The following is a 20,316-nucleotide window of genomic DNA, read 5'->3' as shown; positions in this document are numbered from 1 at the left end:
TTTCATTGAAGACATATCATGATCCATACCTTTCATTGAAGACATATCATGATCCATTCCTTTCATTGAAGACATATCATGATCCATACCTTTCATTGAAGACATATCATGATCCATACCTTTCATTGAAGACATATCATGGTCCATTCCCATATCTTCCATCGTCAGTAAAGCACGGGGACGAGGTGTCGGCATCGTAGTACTTTTTACAAGTGAAGTATTTTCATCATGTAATGTACCAATAGAAAAACCACTTCGATCAATAGATTCAGCTTCAATCTGATAATTTGCTTGTTTCGGTTCTACAATAACATCATAAGTCTCAGCTGTTCCTATCCGGAATTCATCCACTGGCACGGGTTTTACTGGTTGTCCATCTGCGCTGACTACTGTCATTTTCAGATTAGGAATTCTTACATCGAACAAAGACATTGCCGAGGCATTAATAAACCGAAGACGTACTTTTTCTCCAGCTTTAAAATTTCCAGTCCAATTTTGTTCTGGAGTCTTACCATTCATTAAAAACGTATAGTTTGTTACATCAGACATATCTGTCTTAAGCATTCGCATCTGATTCCACATGGAACGATCTTTCCATGTTGCCTTTAAACCGTCTCTTTTAATCTGCCTAAAAACATCAAAAACTGTTTCTCTTCGATTCTGGTAGTAATCAGCTTCTTTCTTGAGATTACTCATAATCTGACCACTAGTAGAGTTGTGAAAATCAGAGAGTAAGACTACGTAATCTCTATCAGCTTTTTCTCCGGCCGTTAAAGGTACTTTATTTTTGGGATAAATGACTAAAGGGCCATACAGACCATCTTGCTCTTGACCTTTACTATGCGAGTGATACCAATAGGTTCCATTCTGACGAACCTTGAATTTATATTCATAGGTTTTATTTGGTGCAATACCATCAAACTGGTTGAACCCAGGTACTCCATCCATGATGCCAGGTAAAATTAAACCATGCCAATGAATTGAAGAATCTTGGTTTTTCAACTTGTTGTGTACACGAATAACGGCATCATCGCCTTCCTCAAACTCAAGAAGAGGCGCAACAAACTTACCATTTACAGTAATTCGTTTTAGAGGCTTTCCTGTAATATTCACCGTCTGTTCAGCAATTGTTAAATCATATTCTTTAACCGCTGCCATAACCCAAGTCGACGAAAACAATCCGACTCCTATTAAAAGGACATGACTTAATTTTCTAGACATTTATTTTCACCTATCTATAGTTAATTGAGGGCTAAGCAGGTGGATAAAATACTTTTCCCTCAATATCTTATTTCGCGTATTAATTATTTATTTGGCATATTCATTTGAGAATGGTCCATCTCACCCATTTTAGAATGATCCATATTCATCATCTTAGAATGGTCCATATTCATCATCTTAGAATGGTCCATTTGGGACATATCAGACATTTGGCTGTGATCATGCTGACTATGATTCTGTTGATTTTCCTTATCTTCTTTCATATCACAAGGTTTTTTGCATTTCTCTTGCGCTTTTGAATTTACTTTAACTTCTGTACTTAAAGTATTTTTCTGTTGAGCATCAGCAGCCCAAGATTGGCTTCCAGCAATTAAAGTCCCAACACACATAAAAGCAGTTAAGCCACGACGGAATAGAGTTTTCATTGATTGCTCCAAAAATAAATTTTATATAACTAACTTATAGGTTGGAACCGGACATCTATGTGACTTGAAAATGACATTTTTGTAATCTACATCGCATCCTGTATTTATAACGTTATTATGGTCTTAATATGCGATACGGGGCTTAATAAATGAGAATCTTACTAGTTGAAGATGAACAAAAAACTGGTGATTATCTAAAGCAAGGTCTTTCTGAAGCAGGATATATTACAGACTGGGTTACAGATGGCTTATCAGGTAAACATCAAGCTCTTTCAGAAGAATACGATCTAATTATACTAGATGTAATGTTACCGAAGTTAGATGGCTGGAATATCATTAATGATATTCGCAAAAGTGGCAAAACTATGCCTATCCTTTTTCTCTCAGCTCGTGATCAAATTGAAGATAGAGTTAAAGGCCTGGAACTAGGAGCTGATGATTATCTCGTTAAGCCTTTTGCTTTTGCAGAACTTCTTGCCCGAATTAAAACCTTACTTCGTCGCGGTCAACAAAAGGAAGATAGCAATATTATTACAATTGCTGATCTTGAACTTGATCTTCGTAAACGTCGCGTCACACGTGCTGGACAAAGAATTGACCTTACAGCTAAAGAGTTCGCATTGATGGAATTATTTATGCGTAGACGTGGAGAGATTCTACCTCGTGCTCTTATTGCTTCTCAAATATGGGATATGAATTTTGATAGTGATACCAATGTTGTAGAAGTCGCTATTAAACGTCTAAGAAATAAAATAGATAGTAATTTCAGTCCTAAGTTGATCCAAAACATCCGCGGAATGGGGTATGTCTTAGAGGTAGAAGATGACTCATAAACTGTTTAATGCGATCAGTTTCCGTATTGCGATCATTTTTTCATTATCTACCATTATTATCTTAATGATTATGGGGCTGGTCATTCATCAGCTTGTTATGCATCATTTTGAAACTCAGGACCGCACTCAGCTAGAAGGGAAAATTCAGCTTTTAGAAAATTTACTGGAACAGAATCCGAAAAACACCGATGAACTAAAGATATATTTAAAAGATGCTTTAGTTGGTCATCATGATCTAATTGTCCAGATTGAACGCCCAACTGGCCAAATCATTTTTAGTTCAGCACCTGCCGTTATAAAGGCTCAAACATTAGTAAAGTCTAAACATATCCCTTGGATAGAGTGGGAAATTCAAAATAAAACATACCGTGGCTTAGTTTATAAAAAATCGTTTGATAAAAATATGAGTGTTCCAACTGCTCAAATTATTGTTGGAATCGATACCTCCGAACATCAACATTTTTTAAACGACTTTAGACGACAATTGTTATATATCGGAGTTGTGGGCACAATTTGTTTAATGTTTTTAGGTTGGTTTGCCGCATGGAGGGGCTTACGTCCAGTTCAGAAAATGGCAAAAGTTGCAGAAGGCATTTCAGCTCAGCATCTATCTGAACGATTAGCGGTCGATAATACACGCACTGAACTAAAATCATTAGCCATAGCCTTTAACGATATGTTAGATCGGCTAGAAACGGCTGTAGAAAAACTCTCAGATTTTTCATCTGATCTGGCCCATGAAATTAGAACACCTATTAATAATTTAATGACTCAAACTCAAGTATGTTTATCTCGTAGTCGGGATATTAATACTTATCAGGAAGTCCTCTTTTCTAATCTGGAAGAGTTTGAACGTTTGGCTCGAATGGTTTCAGATATGTTATTTCTTGCAAAGGCAGAGCATGGCCTACACTTACCAAACCTACAACAGGTCAGCCTAGTAAAAGAGATTTCTGCTTTATTTGACTTCTATGATGCTATCGCTGCTGAAAAGGGAATGTCCCTAGAACAAAGTGGACAAGGATACGTAAAAGGCGATCCCTCAATGTTACGTCGTGCACTGAGTAATTTACTATCAAATGCGATCAAATATGGTAAACCTGATTCAATAATTAAGATTAATTGCCGACAAAATATTGATACCACTATATTCACAATCGAAAATGAAAGCTCACCAATAACATCTGAACAGCTGAATCGATTATTTGACCGTTTTTACCGTACGGATGCATCCAGACAAAGAGTTGAGGAAGGCACAGGTTTAGGTCTAGCAATTACCAAGTCAATTCTTGATGTACATGGCGCAACGATTCAAGCAGACTATAACAACGGTCGGATAGTTTTTAAAATAACTTTTAAAAACTAATTTTTGTAAATAAAAGACAACTGACTACTCATTTCCAGTATCTAAAAAATTATGAGTAGTCAGAAAATGATCCTTTCTTAACTACGTAGCCTTAAAGCATTACCAATAACCGATGCTGAACTTAGGCTCATTGCTAAAGCTGCGATCATAGGAGAAAGTAGCCAACCAGTAAATGGATATAAAATACCCGCGGCTAAAGGGATGCCTAATGCATTATAAAGGAATGCAAACATCAGGTTTTGCTTCATATTTTTAATAGTGGCCTCTGACAGGGAGCGAGCGATCTCTATACCTCGTAAATCACCTTTGACTAAAGTGACTTGAGCACTATTCATAGCCACATCTGTTCCAGTCCCCATTGCAATACCAATATCCGCTTGAGCTAAAGCTGGGGCATCATTGATACCGTCACCTGCCATTGCAACCATTCTTCCTTCTTTTTGTAATTTATTAACCAGTTCCAGTTTATCTGCTGGTTTAACTTCTCCGTAAACTTCATCAATACCTAATTTAGCTCCAACTGATTTTGCAGTAGTTAAACCATCTCCTGTGGCCATTATAATTCTTAATCCAGAATTCTTCAGAGCATGCACAGCTTCAGGTGTACTGACTTTGATTGGATCTGAAACAGCCAATAGTCCTACGAGCGTCCCATCAACAGCCAAATGCATAACACTTGCGCCTTCTGCTCTTAATTGCTCAGCTTGAGGGATATATGTATCAACTGATATGCCGAGTTGTTCCATTAAAGCTGTATTGCCTAATGATAATTGTTGTCCATCTAACTCACCCTTAACACCAATTCCAGAACCTGACTCAAAAGATGTTGGTGTTGTTAGTACAAGATTTCTTTCACGGGCAGCCTGTACAATTGCATCCGCTAATGGATGTTCACTACCTTGATCCAAGCTGGCAGCTAATCTGAGAACTTCATTTTCTTCATATCCAGATAAAGCAATGACCTTATCAAATGAGGGGCGACCTTCTGTTAAGGTCCCTGTTTTATCAATAATTAATGTATCAATCTTACGTAAATTTTCTATTGCTGCAGCATCACGGAAGAGTACGCCATTGGATGCACCACGACCCGTTGCCACCATGATTGACATTGGTGTGGCTAATCCTAAAGCACACGGACAAGCAATAATTAAAACTGCGACAGCATTGATTAGTCCGTATACCCAACTCGGTTCTGGTCCAAATATTCCCCACCCAAAAAAGGTAAGGATAGATATACCGATCACCACCAGTACAAACCAGCCAGCTACCTGATCTGCCATTCTTTGCATAGGGGCTTTAGAACGCTGAGCTTGCGCTACCATTTGAACTATCTGTGAAAGTACTGTTGAAGAACCGACCTTTTCCGAACGTATCACTAATGAACCGTTCATATTCATTGTCGCACCGATTACTTGGTCACCTATACGTTTTGTTACTGGAACTGGCTCTCCCGTTAACATTGATTCATCAATAGAACTTGAACCTTCTGTAATTATTCCATCAACGGGGACCTTCTCACCTGGTCGTACTCTCAGTAAATCTCCAACATGTACATGGGAAAGTGGGATATCTTCCTCTGTGCCATCTTCATTAATTTTTCTTGCGGTTTTCGGTGCCAACCCAAGTAAAGATTTTATTGCTGACGAAGTTTGCGAACGTGCCTTTAACTCAAGAACTTGACCTAATAAGGTCAGTGAAATAATTGCGGCTGTTGCCTCAAAATATACAGCAACACGCCCCATAGAGATGAAAGACGCTGGGAAAACTTGTGGGGCTAGGGTTCCAACGACACTATAAATAAATGCAGCTCCAGTCCCAATTCCAATTAAAGTCCACATATTCGGACTACGATTTAAAATTGAATGCCAACATCTAACAAAAAATGGCCAACCTGCCCAAAAGACGATAGGTAAAGTAAGAACAAGTTCAATCCAGCTTTGTACCTTCATCTCAAACCAGTTCAACTGATGACCAAACATCGCCAAAAATATGATAATGAGGGTTAACGGTAAGGTGTACCAAAATCTTCTTTTGAAATCTTTAAGTTCAGGATTATCATCGGCTTCATCTAGATTGGGAAGTAATGGTTCTAGTGACATACCGCAAATCGGACAGTTACCAGGATGATTTTGTCGGATCTCCGGATGCATTGGGCAAGTATAAATTGATGAGGTATTTACACTATCTGAGTGTGTATCCATCTTATTTAGAGAGACATTTTCGGAAACAGATCTATCTTCTTTAGCAATGTAAAAAGTAGGATCATGCTTAAATTTTATCTGACATTTTTCACTACAAAAGTAAAAAGTCTTATTGCCAACTTGTTCATGAAATTTAGATTCTTCTGTTACAGCCATGCCGCAGACAGGATCCTTTAGTACGTTATTTATAGTTTTCTTTTCATGATGATGGTCCATATAGAAACCTCCTTCATATTTGATTTTAAAAAATTAATTACCTTCGTGCAGAAATACATTTCTGATTATTTGAGTATTTAATGAACATTATTCTTGATAAAGTCAGTGTAACACTTTTGAGTTTTTAATTCTAAAAATGACAAAAATGTAATTTTGGAGTCATCAAGACGTTGCTCTCTTTCTTAAATAATAAGCATACAAAGAGTGATGACCAACTCGATCAATTTAGGAATTTCACTGGGTCATTACTTAGCACGTACTAATTTTTAAAAGGTGATGAAATGAAAATTTTCCAAAATAAAGTGTCAGCTCTACGTAATGTACTAGTAGGTGCGACTATGGTTGTAGCTGCTTCAAGCGCATTTGCTCATGTCAAACTTGAAAGTGCCACTCCAGCTATTAATGCATCTGTAGCAAGTCAGCCAAAAAATATAACTTTAAATTTTGGTGAAGAAGTCATGTTAATGAATGTCAAATTACTTGATGCTCAACGTAAAGACATCCCTTTAACTTATCAGATAACTCATGATTTAAAAAAATCATTTGAAGTAGCAGTACCTAAACTTAAGAAAGGTAAATACACAGTGGTTTGGACCACAATGGGTACTGATGGCCATAACATGAATGGCGAATATAGCTTCACTATTAAATCAGCGAAATAACTATAGAGCATCAATAGTCTATATGCCAGCAGCTTGCTGGCATATTGCTATCGCAGGGAGGAAAAATATGAATCCTGAAACTTGGATATATGCAACGTGGCTGATTAAAGTCGTTTTATATTTAGGAATAGCATTTGTTGTTGGTGGTGCCTTTAGCTATTTTCTACTGGGACGTTATGTAGAAATCAGGGAAACTCTTCTAAAGTACATTACTATTGGTGCAGGATTAGGCTTTATTTCAAGCACTTTAGGCTTCTTTGTTCTTATAGGAAGTTTTGCCAATACAGGTCTTTCAGGAATGTGGGACAGTAACTACATTAATATCTTAATAAATACTCCCACTGGGCATATCCATATCATCCGCTCAGTTAGTTTTGCACTTTTATTGTTATTTATGATTGTAAAGCTTAGTAAAGGGACTATCCAAGTTTCCAAAGTAGAAGGAACAATTTTTACCATCCTAATTATCCCCATGGTTTTTAGTTTTTCACAATTAGGCCATGTCACAAACTTGCCCTTTTTCGCTCAATTCTTATTATCAATACATGTCCTTGTAATGTCCTTATGGATGGGATCACTTTTTCCTTTATGGAAAACAAGTAAAAAAATTACTGGTCTTCCATTAAAAGATCGCATGCACTTATTTGGGAGAATCGCAGCATTTGTTGTGGGAATACTACTCGCTTGTGGTGCTAGTATTGCTCTGTTACTCATTAAAGATTTCAATACTCTACTAAATACTCCTTATGGGCATGGTTTTATTATTAAGATCGCATTTGTTCTAAGCATTTTATTATTAGCTGCTTTCAACAAATGGTATTTTACCCCTCGCTTACAAGACCCGAAATTTGCCAGACAGTTGGGCTATGCCATTTTATTTGAAATGTCATTAGGCCTAATGATCCTTTTAACGACTGGATATATTACAACTGTAGTGGGAATTGATTAAATAGGTATATAGTAATTTAAAAAAGTAAAATGAAAAAAATTATCTGATTCTGCTTGATTTCATCATTGGTTCAATCCTTGATATTTTTTCTAACTCCATAAGCTTTACTATTGTAAGTAGAGTGTAGTGTAAGACTGTAGAGTCTCAGATCTTTTAAAATATAGGGGTAAAATTACTTACCCCATAATCTGCCCATGTTTTTATAAATTAATTACATGATTTTCTGTAATTCATGTATAAATAAACTTAAACAAATAATCATAACTTATACAACCATTCTTAGTGCCTGTTCCAGCCCGCGTTGTTTAAGGTTGGCTCCTACCCCAAACCATGCTGAATCTAATCGGTGATCTTTTGAGATCGCACGTCGCTCATGATCAACAAACTCGGTAATACTACAAAGCAGTCCATACGCCGTATCTTTAGCTGAAGCTAACTCGGCACCACGACCATGCCCGTTAAACATGGTCATGACCTTAGACATCGCACGTCCATTTGGCTCAGTTTTATTGTCGGTTTTGGATGAGTTGATTTGTTTAGGCGTAGCTACATTACGGTAGAACTGAATGATACTTTCATCTTGTTCAGCAATATTCAGGTTTGTATTATTGAACACTGCATCGAAGTAAGCTGCTGCTTCCTGCTGGGTGACTTTACGCTGGCTGAGCTGCTTCATTTCATACATGTGCTCGTCCCATGCATGAACCGAAATACCCAATTGCTGTTTAATCTTTTCAGCATCAAACTTGGTACTGTGTGGAACTTTCACCACACCTGCACTACTATTCTGCCCACGTAAGGCAATCGCTAAGGTGTTATTACACACCACACGTACACTTGTAAATTGCGCCGTGGTGGCTAATGTCCCATCACATGCTGTTGCCAGAAGGATATAACCATTACTCACATCCTTTCCTTTCAGTGCTGTTGATTGTCCAGTCGTAGCCAGTGCCCAGAACTTACGACCACCTTTCAATACCCCTGCTGTTTCCAGTTCAAAGCCTGATTGTTCTGTCAGGTCTTTATAGAAGTTTAATATCTCCATCGGTTGCACCTCCTGATAACGCTGACTTACCACTGATAGCGGCGCATGAGTATCTGAACGATAAAGGACTCTCTGATCTTCATACGGCATGATGATGTTTTGTCCACGTTCATTTTTTGTCATATAGCTGACATTGGATGATTCAATTCGCCAATCCATCCCTGCTTGTTGTGCCCATACTTCTAAAGGTTGATTTCTAGTGAGTTGATTGCCCAAACCATGCCAAGGGGTTTGACCTACAAAAGCCATTGTTTCAACTTGATGTGCCATGATGTTTTTCCTATTAAGTGATTTAAATAATTTGATTAAGAGTTTGGGATGAAGTTAAGAAAAGCTTGATTGCTGGATTTCAAAATGTTGCAGACACTGCTCACACTGATAATGCAAGGACACTGTATTGTCTTGATGCTGGACGTAGAGCAGAAACATGCCCCCTACAACTAAACCAACAAAGCCACCGACTAGTGGGTGAATAGGACTACGTTTTGACAATTGCATACAGGCTGCTGCCAGAGACATGGGGGAGAATGATGAAAGTTTTGCAAATACACCTTGATGGCTTTGTTCTGACTGCCGTAGTAATTTCAGATGTCTCGAATGGCAGTAAGGACATTGATGCATAGTCGTCTCCTCTCAATAAAAGGCATAAAAAAAACCACAAGCAAATGCTTGTGGTTTGATTGAGCTTTATGTCGTTTTAGATTAAGTCAAATTAACGAGTTACTTTTGGAGTCGCTAAACCTTTCTTGCTACAAGGTTGGATACTTTCAATATATTGACCATCTCCAGTGTCTTTAAAGAAACCATGTTTTGATTTGATTTCTAAACATTGCCCCTTCTTAAAAGGTTTAACTTGTGGAACGACTTTAGCTGGTATAGCGTAGCTATTTAAAATGACTTCGCCTTTAGTAGTTGGAAAAACCACCGATTCTTCGCCGTAATAGACATTGGCTTTAAGTGTAATCTGCTCAGTTTTAGCAAAAGCAATAGAACTGAGTGAAAGACTTAAAATTCCACATGCGATAAGTTTGATTGGGTTCATGGTATTTTCTCTGATTAAGTAAAGTAATAATTAAACGAATGCTACAGACCAGCTTTAATTAGTGACCAAAGCATGGCTGGTATCCTTCGTGAAGGACTTGATTGCTGTTCTTATCCCAACTCACCACATACCAAGTACATTGGTAACGGTCAGAGTCCCATGCAGTACGATAGGTCATGGTATTACCTTGCTGGCTCCATCCTTCAACTCGTTTACTCACCTGATCTGGACTTGAGCGGCCCCATACATTCATGAGATGTGACGCTAACATTTGATCAATATTCGGGATGGTTGACTTTAAATCAGCTGGAGCAGATTTGATTGGCTTTAATCCATAGCGAGAAGCATTGGAACTTAAGGTTTTCCCTTCATGGTACTCACCATCAACTTCTGAACTGAGATTACCTAGACTTGTATCTTGTGCTTTTGCCTGATCAACCGCGGCTATTGCCCCCGCAACAACCTCATCTTCAGCTTGTGAATGAGCAGATTCTGATTCCGGGTTTTCCACCATACTTTCAATTCCAGTGAAACCTGATTCAACGGGTTCCGATGCTGCTTGTGTTGTGGCAGATTGATTTTGTACCTTAGATTGTTCTAAAGCGAGTTGTGCTAACTGAAGTTCAGTTTGTCGTTTTTGATGTTGATTAAATAAAATACCGCCTGCAATTAACACCGCCATCATGACTACAGTTAACAACCAATATAACGGTGGTATCTTTTTAGTTGAGTTAGTGCTGTTCTTTATCATATTCATATCATTACCTTGAAATAGAGGATATACGGCGCTTTAGGGCTGCCTTCACTGGGGTAATATGTAAGTAAAAATTCTTTATTTTCAGTTATTGTCCAAATAGCTTTTTAATAAAGCTCTTGCTTCATTCAGTTGCTGTGCCTGACTTTCAATCAACTGACGAACAGATTCAGGTAAGTTCTGGTATTTATCGGGATGGAACTCAGCCATCTTTTTTCGGTAAGCAGATTGTAAGTTCTGCTCAGTCAGTGAATTAGGCTGAATATCAAGAAGTTTGCACGCTTGAAGTTGTCCACCGTTGAAAGTAGAAGTAGTAGACTGATTCATTTCATCAGCCAGACATTGATAGATAATTTTGACCAGATCAGGAAATACGGCTTTAGAAACATTGGATACACGACATAAATGGGTCATGAAGAGATCCGCCTGATTCTGCTCAACCTGACCCAGTGCCATGGCATAAACCAGTTGTTCGATCATCTCCGTACGAAGCTTGTAAGCCAGCACATCTTTCAGTTCTGCAAAGCGATGTAATAATTCTTCATATTCAAAGTTGGGATGTTCAGTCAGTAACCTTTTAATATAGTGCTGTGATGCTTCATCATTCAGCTTTACAAAATGTTTAGATATTGCATGACTAGATTCAGGATTCCACTTACCCATATTGAATGTGATGAAATAAGCAAACAGATCAATAATTACCTTCAGTTCTGCATCAATCTGTGGTGGAGCCCGATCGGTTTCTGTTTCACCCTGACAAACTTCATTTAGAAATGAAGCCAATGTTCGTACTGTGCCCTTATCCAGTTGGGTAAAGGTCAGGGTTTCTATACGATTCAGTACGATGCCATGATTAATGACGCCAATATCTGCCTCGACATGATGAATACTTTTAAAGAGATAAACCGCTTCATCTCCAAAGCTTTCTTTATAAAAGAGTCCTGTCGCCGTCACACAAAGTCCAGCTTTAGCACTGCCAAATACCGTATCGTCAATTAGCATAAGGATTTCATCTGGATGAATTCCTTGAGGGAGATAACTCATAGCCCCTTGCAATTTTTTATAAGGAATAGCGGGTGCAAAATAAATATTGTCACTCGCTCTTAACATCAACATCCAACGGCTTTTCTGGAGTGATTCTCTCGATATGATTGTCATGGCAACTTCCCCAATTTAGCGACTAAAACAACCAACGTAGAAAATCAGCAGGCCAAACAAGTGCCCGACCCAAAGAATATGAACCAGAATAAATAGGGTACTGCCAAATCAAATACAGCCAATAACCAATCACAATGGTGAAATAAAGGCCAATCAATGGATGTTTCATTGTAAATTCCTCATTTTTTTAGGTAAGCCTATCCAACCCACTGCTCTATGGCAGCAGGTGAGATCAAAAGACAAACTAAGATTTAATGTGAATACGAGCTCTAAAGTTTATGTGCACATTGCTGACCAGACTTAAAAGACACCTCTTCGAAATCCTCTGGCATCCTGACTTGCATCATGCCAATCGCCTCCAGCTTTTCTTCACCATAATGTTCTTCCATCCTGTCGTAGAAGCAGGAACAGAAACTGCGACTTCCTCCCGTATTCCTACAGCTTTGTTTCATACCCTTTTCGAAATCAGAAGAACAACCAGTAACCAACAAAATACTGACACCTACCAAACCCATCAAAATTTTATTTTTCATCATTTTATCCAGTGACGTCGTCATGGAGCTTAGGCTTTTTTAGGCAACACGAAGCCTTGCCATGGTGTAGCTCACATGACATTTTTTTAAGTAAATTTTTAGACGAAAAGATCTAAAGCTTGAGAAACTAGAAGTTCATCAAATCCTATTAAAACTAATCAGGCGTTATAAAAAGAATATGCATAGCCAACTCCTTTATATTGGGAGTTCTGCCAAAGCATTAGAGAATTATGGTGGCAGAACGAGAAAGGGTTGACAGACCGGATTGGATTGACACCAGCACACTCGAAAGTGTCCCTCTCCCGTCCTACCGCAACGGGAGGAGACGAGATGTACCCTCAAAATTATTCCTCAGAAGGAATAACTCTGATGCAACCCAATAAAACGGTCTGTCAAAACCGACTGGCAATGTGGCCAGCAAGCAAAGGATAATGTGCAATATTTAAGGTGTCAATGATCTATCGACTAAGTCGTAAAGTGATTGTTATTGTTTTTCATTAGATTAATTCTTTAAACTAACCATTAGGTAAATTTAAGGATGATTCAGTGTTTCGGTTAAAGTGTCTTGGTGGTCCACTGTATGGACAAGAATATTCTCATGCTCAGGATGAGTTTATTTTTAAAGACAAACAGACAGGAAAGCAGACGCGTTATCGAAAGCAGGCTTTAAACTTCACCCCACCCCAAGAGTTCTTTATAGCAGAGTCAATTTCTACAACCGTAGCCTACAATCTTGCATTGCAATTAATGAAACGCTATTGAGACCTTTTAGTAATACAAAGACATACTATTAACTAACCAATAATGAGTGATTTTCTAGCACTTGATTCAGTCCATAATAAATTTATAATCCAGTAGAATGCTTCACAGTACTACAAGTTTAGTCCAACAATTATAACTCTAAGCTACATTTTGATTTTGACTACTTTTCACCCAAAACATCGCAAGTCGGTACAGAATCATCATAAGTCGGTACATAAATGGAGTGCAGTTTAACACCTAACACCCCTCTACAAATGCTCATAATTCACTCTCAAGTTAAGCTAAATCATTTTTAAATTATAAGTAGTTACGACTTATAATATATGCACTTCTTTTAAAATGAATAAGTGAACTTGATTACATGGCAACTTCAGCTAAAAAAAATGCTAAGGCTAAACAAGAAACCACATCTACGAGTAACATCAAAAAACTTATTGGCTTAATTGACCAACTTGAAGAACATATTATTAAAAGACATAAATTTCCCTATGGTTTGCCATCAGCCTATGCCGAACACTACAAAGCTTATTTACCCGAACAAATGGAACCTATCAGTGAAGAAATGACGGATAATGACCGAAAGTGGTTTTATGAACAGCTTGATCAAGGCTTATTAAAAGAATCGCCAGAACAAAAGGCTCTCCGTCAACAGGCATGGAGATTACCCCCACCATTACTTCGAGGTAAATCGGAAATTTACATCTACATTCCCGAAGAGGACCGACTTGCCCGACACTATGGCGAAATCGCGACTGAAATTCGTAAATTCAAAAACTTGGTATCAACTAAAACCAGAATATTCAAAAAAACAGCACAACAAGCTGAGAAACATTTTGAAGAAGCATTTCGTCTCTACTCCAAACATTATGATTGTTCTTTCTATATCTACACGCTACCAGAAGATATCTATAAACAGATTAGGCAATCTCAATTAGCCCGAAACAGCCATAAAAAATCCCAGAGGGTAAAAAAAACTTACCTCTCACTTGTTCAACGTTTTATTACCAGTAATCAAAAAACTTACTCAAGTATGGATACGGTTCTAGGAGCCATTGAGCAGCAAGCTATCTCAAAAATTCCAGAATACCTCACTCAAGAATACAATGCTGAAATAGAACATTGTTTACGAAAAAAAGAAGAAGCTGAATATTTTCTTTTTGCAGCTCGAAATGATCTATCTACAGCTGAAGTCAAAGAAATTGAAGAATATGGTAAAAAAACTGTAATCATACAAGCTCAGAACCGTGATCAACCCCTAACTTCTTTTGCAGGTCGCCCTATCGAACGTTATAAGGAAATAAGAGTATTTTATCAGAAAAAGATTTCTGCCTTAGAAACTCAAAAAAGTAAAATTAGAACCGACGATCAGAGAATGAAGTTACTGAATAGCGCTAAATCTTGGTTAAAGGAAAGCGAGCCAAGCCTATATGATGCGCTGAACATTTTTATAGAAAAGAAAGGTAGAAAACTTTAGAATTCCCCTCCCACCCCAATAAAAATCCGATCACTCACATAATTTATTTAGAGCCTGTTAGTTCTACACTGACATGCTCTTAAAAAAAATTAATAAATTTTTAAAAGAGTAATAATTACAATGAAATTTCTATATTTTAAAGATTTTAAATACATATATATCAGTAGCTTAAATAAATTCTTCGCAGATTTTTAGAGGGTGCTTAATTTTTTTCTAGAATTTCCCTTATGCAATCAAGCATACAAAACTTGCTACATAAGGAACCAATATGACCAACTCAAACCTAAGCCAGCAACACATCAAATTAATAAGTACATTCAATTGGAAGCTTAGCAATTTACGGGTGTGGGTCACCCGAAGAATAGCTCAACGAAGCCATTTAAATGCTGCATAACGCAGGACATCACAACTTTTAAAAAGTCCTCGTATTACCGTCATTTTTTGGTAGAGCATTCTCGAAGTAAAGTGCAATCGGCTTTTCGGTTTAAATACAATTGTAATAAGTAATATTAGATATATGTAATTAATCTACTAGATACTTATTGTCATAAGCAGTGTGCCTTAGCAAATACTGCTTATAGATTAGATTGATTTAATTGTGTATCCATTTGAGATGAATACACTCCAGATAGATTAGCCAATATCCACTCTACGCCTACCCTAATGGACATTTCTAAACGATGTCCATAGGGAGAGCATTTACCTCATGACGCCTGATACGTAATTAATTATTTGTATGTAGGTATACTATGAAATCTCTGAACAACACAGCTAAACCAATTCTTCCACCTATCGCACAGTTCTCAGTTGCAGATAGAGATGCATTCCTAGAACAGCTCAAGGAAGATTTTTCAACTCATGAGTACATGACAGAAAACGGTAAGATTAAAGTATTCAAAACGAGTATAAACCCTGAAGTTGAAAAAATGCTCAGTCGTGTTGAGTTCATCAAGTATTTTGAGAAAGAGCGCCCAATCGCTACTCTTAAATCTGTTCAAAGTTTTAAGGGCAAAGAGCAACTACGTGTTGAATATGCGAAGGATATTCCACTTTTGCTTAAGTGCCAGCTTACAACAATCTTTGTGTCTGCTCACTCTGGCAATTACAAGATGGGCATAGAGTTACAGGCCTTTAAGGATTCATTCTTAGAACTTTCAAAGGAAGAACAATATACCCTTTATGAATTTTCTCTGATCAATCAGTGTTACACATCTGAACAGGCTCAGGCTTATGTTGCAGCTTTAATTAAATTTCAGAAGTTGTTTGCAATAAGAATGAGCAGTGCCTCAATTCGTAAACAACTTTCGAATCGTGCTAGTAATCGACGCCGTTCTAAAGAGCGTTGTGTTGAGCTTGTAGAGACTCTACTCAAGATCCATTCTCGAATCCTTGTTGTTCGAGTAGACCTAGGATTAATACGCGATCCAGCTAAGCTTCAACAGCTTGCTATCTCAACTGATTTTGCTCAGGCTGAACATGATAGTGAGTTTATGCAAGAGTCTTTTATTCGGTTCTATGATGCATCTAAGCATAATCAGCTTAAGCAAGCGCTCGGGTATATCCTGCGTATTGAACACACCCCAACCAAGGGATTCCATGGACATCTTTATTACTTCTTCAATGCCAATGACCATCGTGAGGACATCACGTGGGGGCAATATATTGCTGAGAAATGGAGGGTTGCTACAAACAATCTTGGGACTGCTTTTATCTGCAATATGAAGAAAGATGAGTACCGCTATCGTGCCTTAGGCATTTTGGAGTATACCGACCATGAAATGCTTAAGAATCTCAAGGCTACGTTTGACTACATATGCAAAAATGATCAGTACTTCGCCTTTACTAATGGAGAACAAATTCGGAGCTTCCGAACAAGCCAAATACCAAAAGTTCCTGCTACCAAACTTGGCCGTCCACGCAAGTTCGAGCAACTTAACCTACTAGACTCTGATCAGTCAGATGATGCTCAAGTAGGAGGACAGTAACATGACTAAGTACGCATCAGATGCTTTACTTGCAGCTACACATTCGTCATGCAGCATTCAACCTATTTGGGCTTACGATCTGATTGGTTCTGAGAAGTCAGCAAAAGCTCTTGGGAGATCAAAAACTACAAGCATGTTTGCAAAACAAAATTCTCAAAATAGTAATCAGGCATTATCTCTCAGTAAACCTGTTGAGTTGATTAGATCAGCATATCCATTAGTGACAGGCTCCCCTGTCACTAATGGGATGTTATCTGTTCGACTAAAGCCAGAGAACGAATTGTTTATTCAGTTTATTAAACATATGGGGCCTATGCTTAATGGGGGGATTTACTGCCACGATCAGTATTTTTCTAATCAAATTACGGGCTACCAATATATGCTCAACACTAGGCAGTTTAGTGAGGATTTAACAGCTTGGAATACAGAACAAAGTCGTGCTGAAGAGTTATTTGATTCGACAATGAAGGTTCTATTCAGAGACTACGCAGGCTTCGAAACACATGAGCTATATTTGCCAATGCTATTTACGCTTTCAGCGAATACTCCAATGTATTCGAAACAACAATATTTAGATCAGCAGAAAAAAGAGATGATCGCCATTTTCCTTAATGAAGGTGGAAATAATGAAATTATTGCCGTATTTTCGAAATGGGAACTTACACCCCAAGGACAATTAGCACTTAGGCTGGTGTTTTTACTGGAACGCCAGTTCATAGATGATCCTGTTGGTTCTTCTGATGAAAATGCTTTCATTGCCTTACGAGGTAATCTGGAAGGCCTATTTAATTGCAAAGCATATCCTGTATCTATGCCATTAAACGGGTTTATGCAAACTAATCATTTTTTTAAAAGTGATCCAAGGTGCAAAGATCTTATTAAGCTGCTCAAAACGTACCTGATAGGCAGTGATGCAGTCCTTCGAATTTGGGATACACAGTCCAATTTTGATGTGTTGTATTCAAAGTTTAAAACTAACTAGTTAAGAGGCTATTTCACAATGGGTGCATTCCAGTTAAACACCGCTGATTACCTATTTATGAAATATCGCTCTATGACTGTCGAATTAATGAGCATAGTACAAGACTACTATCCTCACTTAAGCAAGGCAGAGGCGCTGAGAAAGGCAAATAATCAAGAGTTTCCTTTCTCTGTCTTTAAAATAGATTCAAGCAAACGCGCACCATTTCTGGTGCACGTTAAAGACTTGGCTGATATCTTAGATAAGAAGTATTCTGAAGCTGCTAAAGACTTTGCTACGTTTCATCAATGAGGCGTAGCACCTCTTCCAATTGAATTACATTTCGCCTTGACTTCACAGAAACATACCGCTGTAAGCTCCCCCAAGAATCATGCAAACTTACTTTCTGAATTTCAGGAATAGTAAAACTTTGTTCTGCAAGTCTCGTACAACCTTCATGTCTCAAATCATGAAAATGTAAATCCTCTATTCCCAATATTTTACATGCTTCGCGAAACTCTTTTCCTATGCTTTTGGGATTCAAAGGTAATAAGAGTTGTTCATCATATCCTAATCGAAGCATACGACTCCGCACTTCATTATCTAATAAAAGTTCAATTATTGTTTTACAAGGTTCCAACACATCAAAAGACTTGTGATTACCTTTAGAACCGTTCGGATTTTTCAAATCATGAACTTTCCATGAAGAGTTGTAAGAATCATAATCTTGCAGCCATAAGCGTGTTAACTCTGCTTCACGTCTACATGAAAAAATTGCGAACCAAATAATTAAATGCATTGGATACTTAGTACCGTATTTATTTAACTTCCAACGCTCAGCAAAAAGTTTTGTTAAAGCAATTAACTCTTCCTTTGTAGGAAGCCTATCTCTCACTTTACTAGACGAGATTTGACGAGTTTTTCTAAGCTGTGCTGTAGCTTTATCGAAGTTACTTAAATCAACTTCCATACCCCACATAACAGATGCATGAGATAGAACACCTCTAATATGTAAAAGCTCATGCTGCTGTGTACTTGTTGCAATAGGTTCTAAACCAAGATTAGGCACGCCTCTTCGTCTTAGAGCCACATGCTCAGCCAAATGTATCGAATGTATTTTTGTGATAATATTGCGCGCAATTGGCAACTTCTTAATTAAGAGTAGAGAATAGCGTTTCGTCCTGCCGTACTCGCTCCCAACTTCATCCAAATATTTATCTATGGCATCTGACAAAGTTAGATCAATCAGTTGTTCTTTGCCAAGTAAAATGTCTGGATTTTCTTGAATCTCAACTTCTCTTTTTTTAAGCCAGTTTTCTGCCACTTTTTTTGAATAAAATGTTTTGCTTTCAGAATAAGCAGGATAACCTTTTTTGTTGATCCGGATAGCAGCTCGGTAACTAACACTTCCATCTGCACTTTTTCTGGCAGTAATTGACCCCATAATTTTACACCATGAACCATTTTTTTCATTATGGTGTAAATTCTGGTGTAAATGCAAACCGATTAACGCAGCTAAACATGAGTTCCCACAGATTCAAACAGGTTGCAAAACACTGATTAAAGGTATGATTTTTAATGACTATTAACAAAACCATTGAAACTATTAAATCTCCAAGAATCAGTGTAGCCCCAATGATGGACTGGACTACAAAGGATTACCGATTCTTTGCACGGTTGTTTAACCCGAACGTTGTGCTTTATACAGAAATGGTGACTACGGGTGCAATCCTATTTGGCGATGCAAAACGCCATTTGGACTATAACGCTCAAGAACACCCGATCGTATTGCAGCTTGGCGGCTCAAACCCACAAGAGCTTGCAACCTGCACAAAAATGGCTGAAGACTGGGGCTACGACGAAGTTAACCTTAATGTAGGCTGTCCAAGTGACCGCGTACAGAATAATAAAATCGGCGCATGTTTAATGGCAGAGCCAGACTTGGTTGCTGAATGCATTCATACCATGCAAAAAGCAGTAAATATACCTGTAACAGTGAAACATCGTATTGGTATTGATGACATGCAGTCTTACGAAGAAATGCTACATTTCGTAGATACTGTCGCTGCAACAGGTTGTACGTATTTCGTTGTACATGCCCGTATTGCTATTTTGAAAGGTTTGTCTCCAAAAGAAAACCGAGAAGTCCCTCCTTTACGCTACGAAGATGTATACCGCTTAAAGCAAGAACGCCCCCATCTGACTATTGAAATTAACGGCGGAATTAAAACCTTTGCCGAAACTCAAGCTCATTTACAGCACGTTGATGGTGTCATGATTGGCCGTGAAGCCTACCATAACCCTTACCTACTTGCTGAGCTCGGCCAACTTTGGAATTTAGAAGCACCAGATCGATTCGATATTATGGAACAAATGCTACCTTATATTGAGCAACGCATGGCTGAAGGTGCTCCCCTTTCAATCATTACACGTCATATTTTAGGTTTATTCCAAAACTTACCGGGTGCTCGTAAATGGCGTCAGGCGCTAAGTGGCGGAAACGCAAAAACTTTAGCTGATGTTGAAAATGCAATTCAGAACATGCGAGCAGCTATGATTCGCACTGAAGAGTATGTAAAAGAGCAGCAGGTTTAAGTTGACAACGACTTCTTAAATTGTAAGAAAATGTGGCATTTTAAATCAGAGACTTAGATTTTGAGTATATTCGCAAATGTTGGAAAAAAATATTCAAATTTAAGCTCTGATTAGTTATTTATTTATAATGATAT

General features: G+C 38.0%; 21 protein-coding genes. 10 read left to right on the top strand and 11 right to left on the bottom strand.

Annotation, left to right across the window (positions count from 1 at the left end):
• Together HMPREF0013_RS18385 and HMPREF0013_RS18380 are read right to left on the bottom strand one after the other, a co-directional pair.
• Positions 1–1,221 (bottom strand): multicopper oxidase domain-containing protein (locus tag HMPREF0013_RS18385; RefSeq protein WP_005804278.1); only part of this gene is annotated, 1,221 nt, incomplete at its 3' end.
• An 83-nt stretch (positions 1,222–1,304) separates the two neighbouring features.
• Positions 1,305–1,646, bottom strand: coding sequence for a hypothetical protein (locus tag HMPREF0013_RS18380; protein WP_000853608.1), 342 nt, complete (start codon positions 1,644–1,646; stop codon positions 1,305–1,307).
• Positions 1,647–1,795: 149 nt separating this feature from the next.
• Here HMPREF0013_RS18380 and HMPREF0013_RS18375 point away from each other — a divergent pair, with 149 nt between their 5' ends.
• Together HMPREF0013_RS18375 and HMPREF0013_RS18370 are read left to right on the top strand one after the other, a co-directional pair.
• Positions 1,796–2,479 (top strand): heavy metal response regulator transcription factor, encoded by a 684-nt coding sequence (locus HMPREF0013_RS18375; protein WP_001221580.1) that lies wholly within the window; start codon positions 1,796–1,798, stop codon positions 2,477–2,479.
• The gene (locus tag HMPREF0013_RS18370; protein ID WP_000149039.1) at positions 2,469–3,845 is read left to right on the top strand and encodes a heavy metal sensor histidine kinase; all 1,377 of its coding nucleotides are present in this window, start codon (positions 2,469–2,471) and stop codon (positions 3,843–3,845) included. The genes HMPREF0013_RS18375 and HMPREF0013_RS18370 overlap by 11 nt, the downstream gene beginning before the upstream one ends.
• A 77-nt stretch (positions 3,846–3,922) precedes the next feature.
• Here HMPREF0013_RS18370 and HMPREF0013_RS18365 read toward each other — a convergent pair whose 3' ends face one another.
• Positions 3,923–6,262 (bottom strand): heavy metal translocating P-type ATPase, encoded by a 2,340-nt coding sequence (locus HMPREF0013_RS18365; RefSeq protein WP_000349577.1) that lies wholly within the window; start codon positions 6,260–6,262, stop codon positions 3,923–3,925.
• A 281-nt stretch (positions 6,263–6,543) separates the two neighbouring features.
• On the opposite strand from HMPREF0013_RS18365, the gene HMPREF0013_RS18360 reads away from it, so the two are divergent.
• Together HMPREF0013_RS18360 and HMPREF0013_RS18355 are read left to right on the top strand one after the other, a co-directional pair.
• Positions 6,544–6,924, top strand: coding sequence for a copper resistance CopC family protein (locus tag HMPREF0013_RS18360; RefSeq protein ID WP_000689221.1), 381 nt, complete (start codon positions 6,544–6,546; stop codon positions 6,922–6,924).
• Between the two features lie 67 nt (positions 6,925–6,991).
• On the top strand, positions 6,992–7,873 hold the full coding sequence (locus HMPREF0013_RS18355; protein WP_002117267.1) for a copper resistance D family protein: 882 nt from the start codon (positions 6,992–6,994) through the stop codon (positions 7,871–7,873).
• 265 nt (positions 7,874–8,138) lie between these two features.
• Here HMPREF0013_RS18355 and HMPREF0013_RS18350 read toward each other — a convergent pair whose 3' ends face one another.
• The 7 genes from HMPREF0013_RS18350 to HMPREF0013_RS18330 all read right to left on the bottom strand — a co-directional run bounded on the left by HMPREF0013_RS18350 (position 8,139) and on the right by HMPREF0013_RS18330 (position 12,405).
• On the bottom strand, positions 8,139–9,188 hold the full coding sequence (locus HMPREF0013_RS18350) for a DUF932 domain-containing protein (RefSeq protein WP_000951143.1): 1,050 nt from the start codon (positions 9,186–9,188) through the stop codon (positions 8,139–8,141).
• A 54-nt stretch (positions 9,189–9,242) separates the two neighbouring features.
• Positions 9,243–9,539 carry a hypothetical protein gene (locus tag HMPREF0013_RS0105600; protein ID WP_000553831.1) on the bottom strand — a complete coding sequence of 99 codons (297 nt, stop codon included), beginning with the start codon at positions 9,537–9,539 and terminating at the stop codon, positions 9,243–9,245.
• A gap of 91 nt (positions 9,540–9,630) precedes the next feature.
• Positions 9,631–9,960, bottom strand: coding sequence for a hypothetical protein (locus HMPREF0013_RS18345; RefSeq protein ID WP_001068164.1), 330 nt, complete (start codon positions 9,958–9,960; stop codon positions 9,631–9,633).
• A gap of 58 nt (positions 9,961–10,018) precedes the next feature.
• Complete coding sequence (locus HMPREF0013_RS18340) at positions 10,019–10,717, bottom strand: hypothetical protein (protein WP_001985473.1); 699 nt, start codon at positions 10,715–10,717, stop codon at positions 10,019–10,021.
• Between the two features lie 81 nt (positions 10,718–10,798).
• Entirely contained in the window at positions 10,799–11,824 is a 1,026-nt protein-coding gene (locus HMPREF0013_RS18335; protein WP_000942646.1) for a J domain-containing protein, read from the bottom strand.
• A gap of 70 nt (positions 11,825–11,894) precedes the next feature.
• Positions 11,895–12,041 carry a hypothetical protein gene (locus HMPREF0013_RS25110; protein WP_000682545.1) on the bottom strand — a complete coding sequence of 49 codons (147 nt, stop codon included), beginning with the start codon at positions 12,039–12,041 and terminating at the stop codon, positions 11,895–11,897.
• A 100-nt stretch (positions 12,042–12,141) separates the two neighbouring features.
• On the bottom strand, positions 12,142–12,405 hold the full coding sequence (locus HMPREF0013_RS18330) for a hypothetical protein (RefSeq protein WP_000790976.1): 264 nt from the start codon (positions 12,403–12,405) through the stop codon (positions 12,142–12,144).
• Positions 12,406–12,951: 546 nt separating this feature from the next.
• On the opposite strand from HMPREF0013_RS18330, the gene HMPREF0013_RS18325 reads away from it, so the two are divergent.
• The 5 genes from HMPREF0013_RS18325 to HMPREF0013_RS18305 all read left to right on the top strand — a co-directional run bounded on the left by HMPREF0013_RS18325 (position 12,952) and on the right by HMPREF0013_RS18305 (position 17,899).
• Positions 12,952–13,167 carry a hypothetical protein gene (locus HMPREF0013_RS18325; protein WP_000489165.1) on the top strand — a complete coding sequence of 72 codons (216 nt, stop codon included), beginning with the start codon at positions 12,952–12,954 and terminating at the stop codon, positions 13,165–13,167.
• Between the two features lie 361 nt (positions 13,168–13,528).
• Entirely contained in the window at positions 13,529–14,641 is a 1,113-nt protein-coding gene (locus HMPREF0013_RS18320) for a hypothetical protein (protein WP_000235770.1), read from the top strand.
• Positions 14,642–15,390: 749 nt separating this feature from the next.
• Positions 15,391–16,626 carry a YagK/YfjJ domain-containing protein gene (locus tag HMPREF0013_RS18315; RefSeq protein ID WP_000838817.1) on the top strand — a complete coding sequence of 412 codons (1,236 nt, stop codon included), beginning with the start codon at positions 15,391–15,393 and terminating at the stop codon, positions 16,624–16,626.
• A 1-nt stretch (position 16,627) separates the two neighbouring features.
• Positions 16,628–17,608: a hypothetical protein gene (locus HMPREF0013_RS18310; RefSeq protein ID WP_000170392.1), complete on the top strand. Its 981-nt coding sequence runs from the start codon at positions 16,628–16,630 to the stop codon at positions 17,606–17,608.
• 18 nt (positions 17,609–17,626) lie between these two features.
• Positions 17,627–17,899: a pyocin activator PrtN family protein gene (locus HMPREF0013_RS18305; RefSeq protein WP_000500676.1), complete on the top strand. Its 273-nt coding sequence runs from the start codon at positions 17,627–17,629 to the stop codon at positions 17,897–17,899.
• On the opposite strand, the gene HMPREF0013_RS18300 is transcribed toward HMPREF0013_RS18305, so the two are convergent.
• Positions 17,883–19,031 (bottom strand): tyrosine-type recombinase/integrase, encoded by a 1,149-nt coding sequence (locus HMPREF0013_RS18300; protein ID WP_000534873.1) that lies wholly within the window; start codon positions 19,029–19,031, stop codon positions 17,883–17,885. The two genes, HMPREF0013_RS18305 and HMPREF0013_RS18300, sit on opposite strands and share 17 nt — an antisense overlap.
• 134 nt (positions 19,032–19,165) lie before the next feature.
• On the opposite strand from HMPREF0013_RS18300, the gene dusA reads away from it, so the two are divergent.
• Complete coding sequence (gene dusA / locus HMPREF0013_RS18295) at positions 19,166–20,182, top strand: tRNA dihydrouridine(20/20a) synthase DusA (protein ID WP_002117180.1); 1,017 nt, start codon at positions 19,166–19,168, stop codon at positions 20,180–20,182.
• The last annotated feature ends 134 nt before the right edge of the window (positions 20,183–20,316 follow it).

The organism is Acinetobacter sp. SH024, from assembly GCF_000163635.1.
Lineage (GTDB): Bacteria > Pseudomonadota > Gammaproteobacteria > Pseudomonadales > Moraxellaceae > Acinetobacter > Acinetobacter pittii.
Note: the sequence above shows the minus strand (reverse complement) of the source record. Positions and strands in the feature narration are given on the sequence as shown.

Coding starts and splice junctions, on each gene's coding strand:
- HMPREF0013_RS18370 (WP_000149039.1), top strand. CDS start 2,469: ATGACTCATAAACTGTTTAATGCGATCAGTTTCCGTATTGCGATCATT.
- HMPREF0013_RS18340 (WP_001985473.1), bottom strand. CDS start 10,717: ATGAATATGATAAAGAACAGCACTAACTCAACTAAAAAGATACCACCG.
- HMPREF0013_RS18355 (WP_002117267.1), top strand. CDS start 6,992: ATGAATCCTGAAACTTGGATATATGCAACGTGGCTGATTAAAGTCGTT.
- HMPREF0013_RS18350 (WP_000951143.1), bottom strand. CDS start 9,188: ATGGCACATCAAGTTGAAACAATGGCTTTTGTAGGTCAAACCCCTTGG.
- HMPREF0013_RS18365 (WP_000349577.1), bottom strand. CDS start 6,262: ATGGACCATCATCATGAAAAGAAAACTATAAATAACGTACTAAAGGAT.
- HMPREF0013_RS18335 (WP_000942646.1), bottom strand. CDS start 11,824: ATGTTAAGAGCGAGTGACAATATTTATTTTGCACCCGCTATTCCTTAT.
- HMPREF0013_RS18305 (WP_000500676.1), top strand. CDS start 17,627: ATGGGTGCATTCCAGTTAAACACCGCTGATTACCTATTTATGAAATAT.
- HMPREF0013_RS18375 (WP_001221580.1), top strand. CDS start 1,796: ATGAGAATCTTACTAGTTGAAGATGAACAAAAAACTGGTGATTATCTA.
- HMPREF0013_RS18315 (WP_000838817.1), top strand. CDS start 15,391: ATGAAATCTCTGAACAACACAGCTAAACCAATTCTTCCACCTATCGCA.
- HMPREF0013_RS18380 (WP_000853608.1), bottom strand. CDS start 1,646: ATGAAAACTCTATTCCGTCGTGGCTTAACTGCTTTTATGTGTGTTGGG.
- dusA (WP_002117180.1), top strand. CDS start 19,166: ATGACTATTAACAAAACCATTGAAACTATTAAATCTCCAAGAATCAGT.
- HMPREF0013_RS0105600 (WP_000553831.1), bottom strand. CDS start 9,539: ATGCATCAATGTCCTTACTGCCATTCGAGACATCTGAAATTACTACGG.
- HMPREF0013_RS18300 (WP_000534873.1), bottom strand. CDS start 19,031: ATGGGGTCAATTACTGCCAGAAAAAGTGCAGATGGAAGTGTTAGTTAC.
- HMPREF0013_RS18360 (WP_000689221.1), top strand. CDS start 6,544: ATGAAAATTTTCCAAAATAAAGTGTCAGCTCTACGTAATGTACTAGTA.
- HMPREF0013_RS18330 (WP_000790976.1), bottom strand. CDS start 12,405: ATGAAAAATAAAATTTTGATGGGTTTGGTAGGTGTCAGTATTTTGTTG.
- HMPREF0013_RS25110 (WP_000682545.1), bottom strand. CDS start 12,041: ATGAAACATCCATTGATTGGCCTTTATTTCACCATTGTGATTGGTTAT.
- HMPREF0013_RS18310 (WP_000170392.1), top strand. CDS start 16,628: ATGACTAAGTACGCATCAGATGCTTTACTTGCAGCTACACATTCGTCA.
- HMPREF0013_RS18345 (WP_001068164.1), bottom strand. CDS start 9,960: ATGAACCCAATCAAACTTATCGCATGTGGAATTTTAAGTCTTTCACTC.
- HMPREF0013_RS18320 (WP_000235770.1), top strand. CDS start 13,529: ATGGCAACTTCAGCTAAAAAAAATGCTAAGGCTAAACAAGAAACCACA.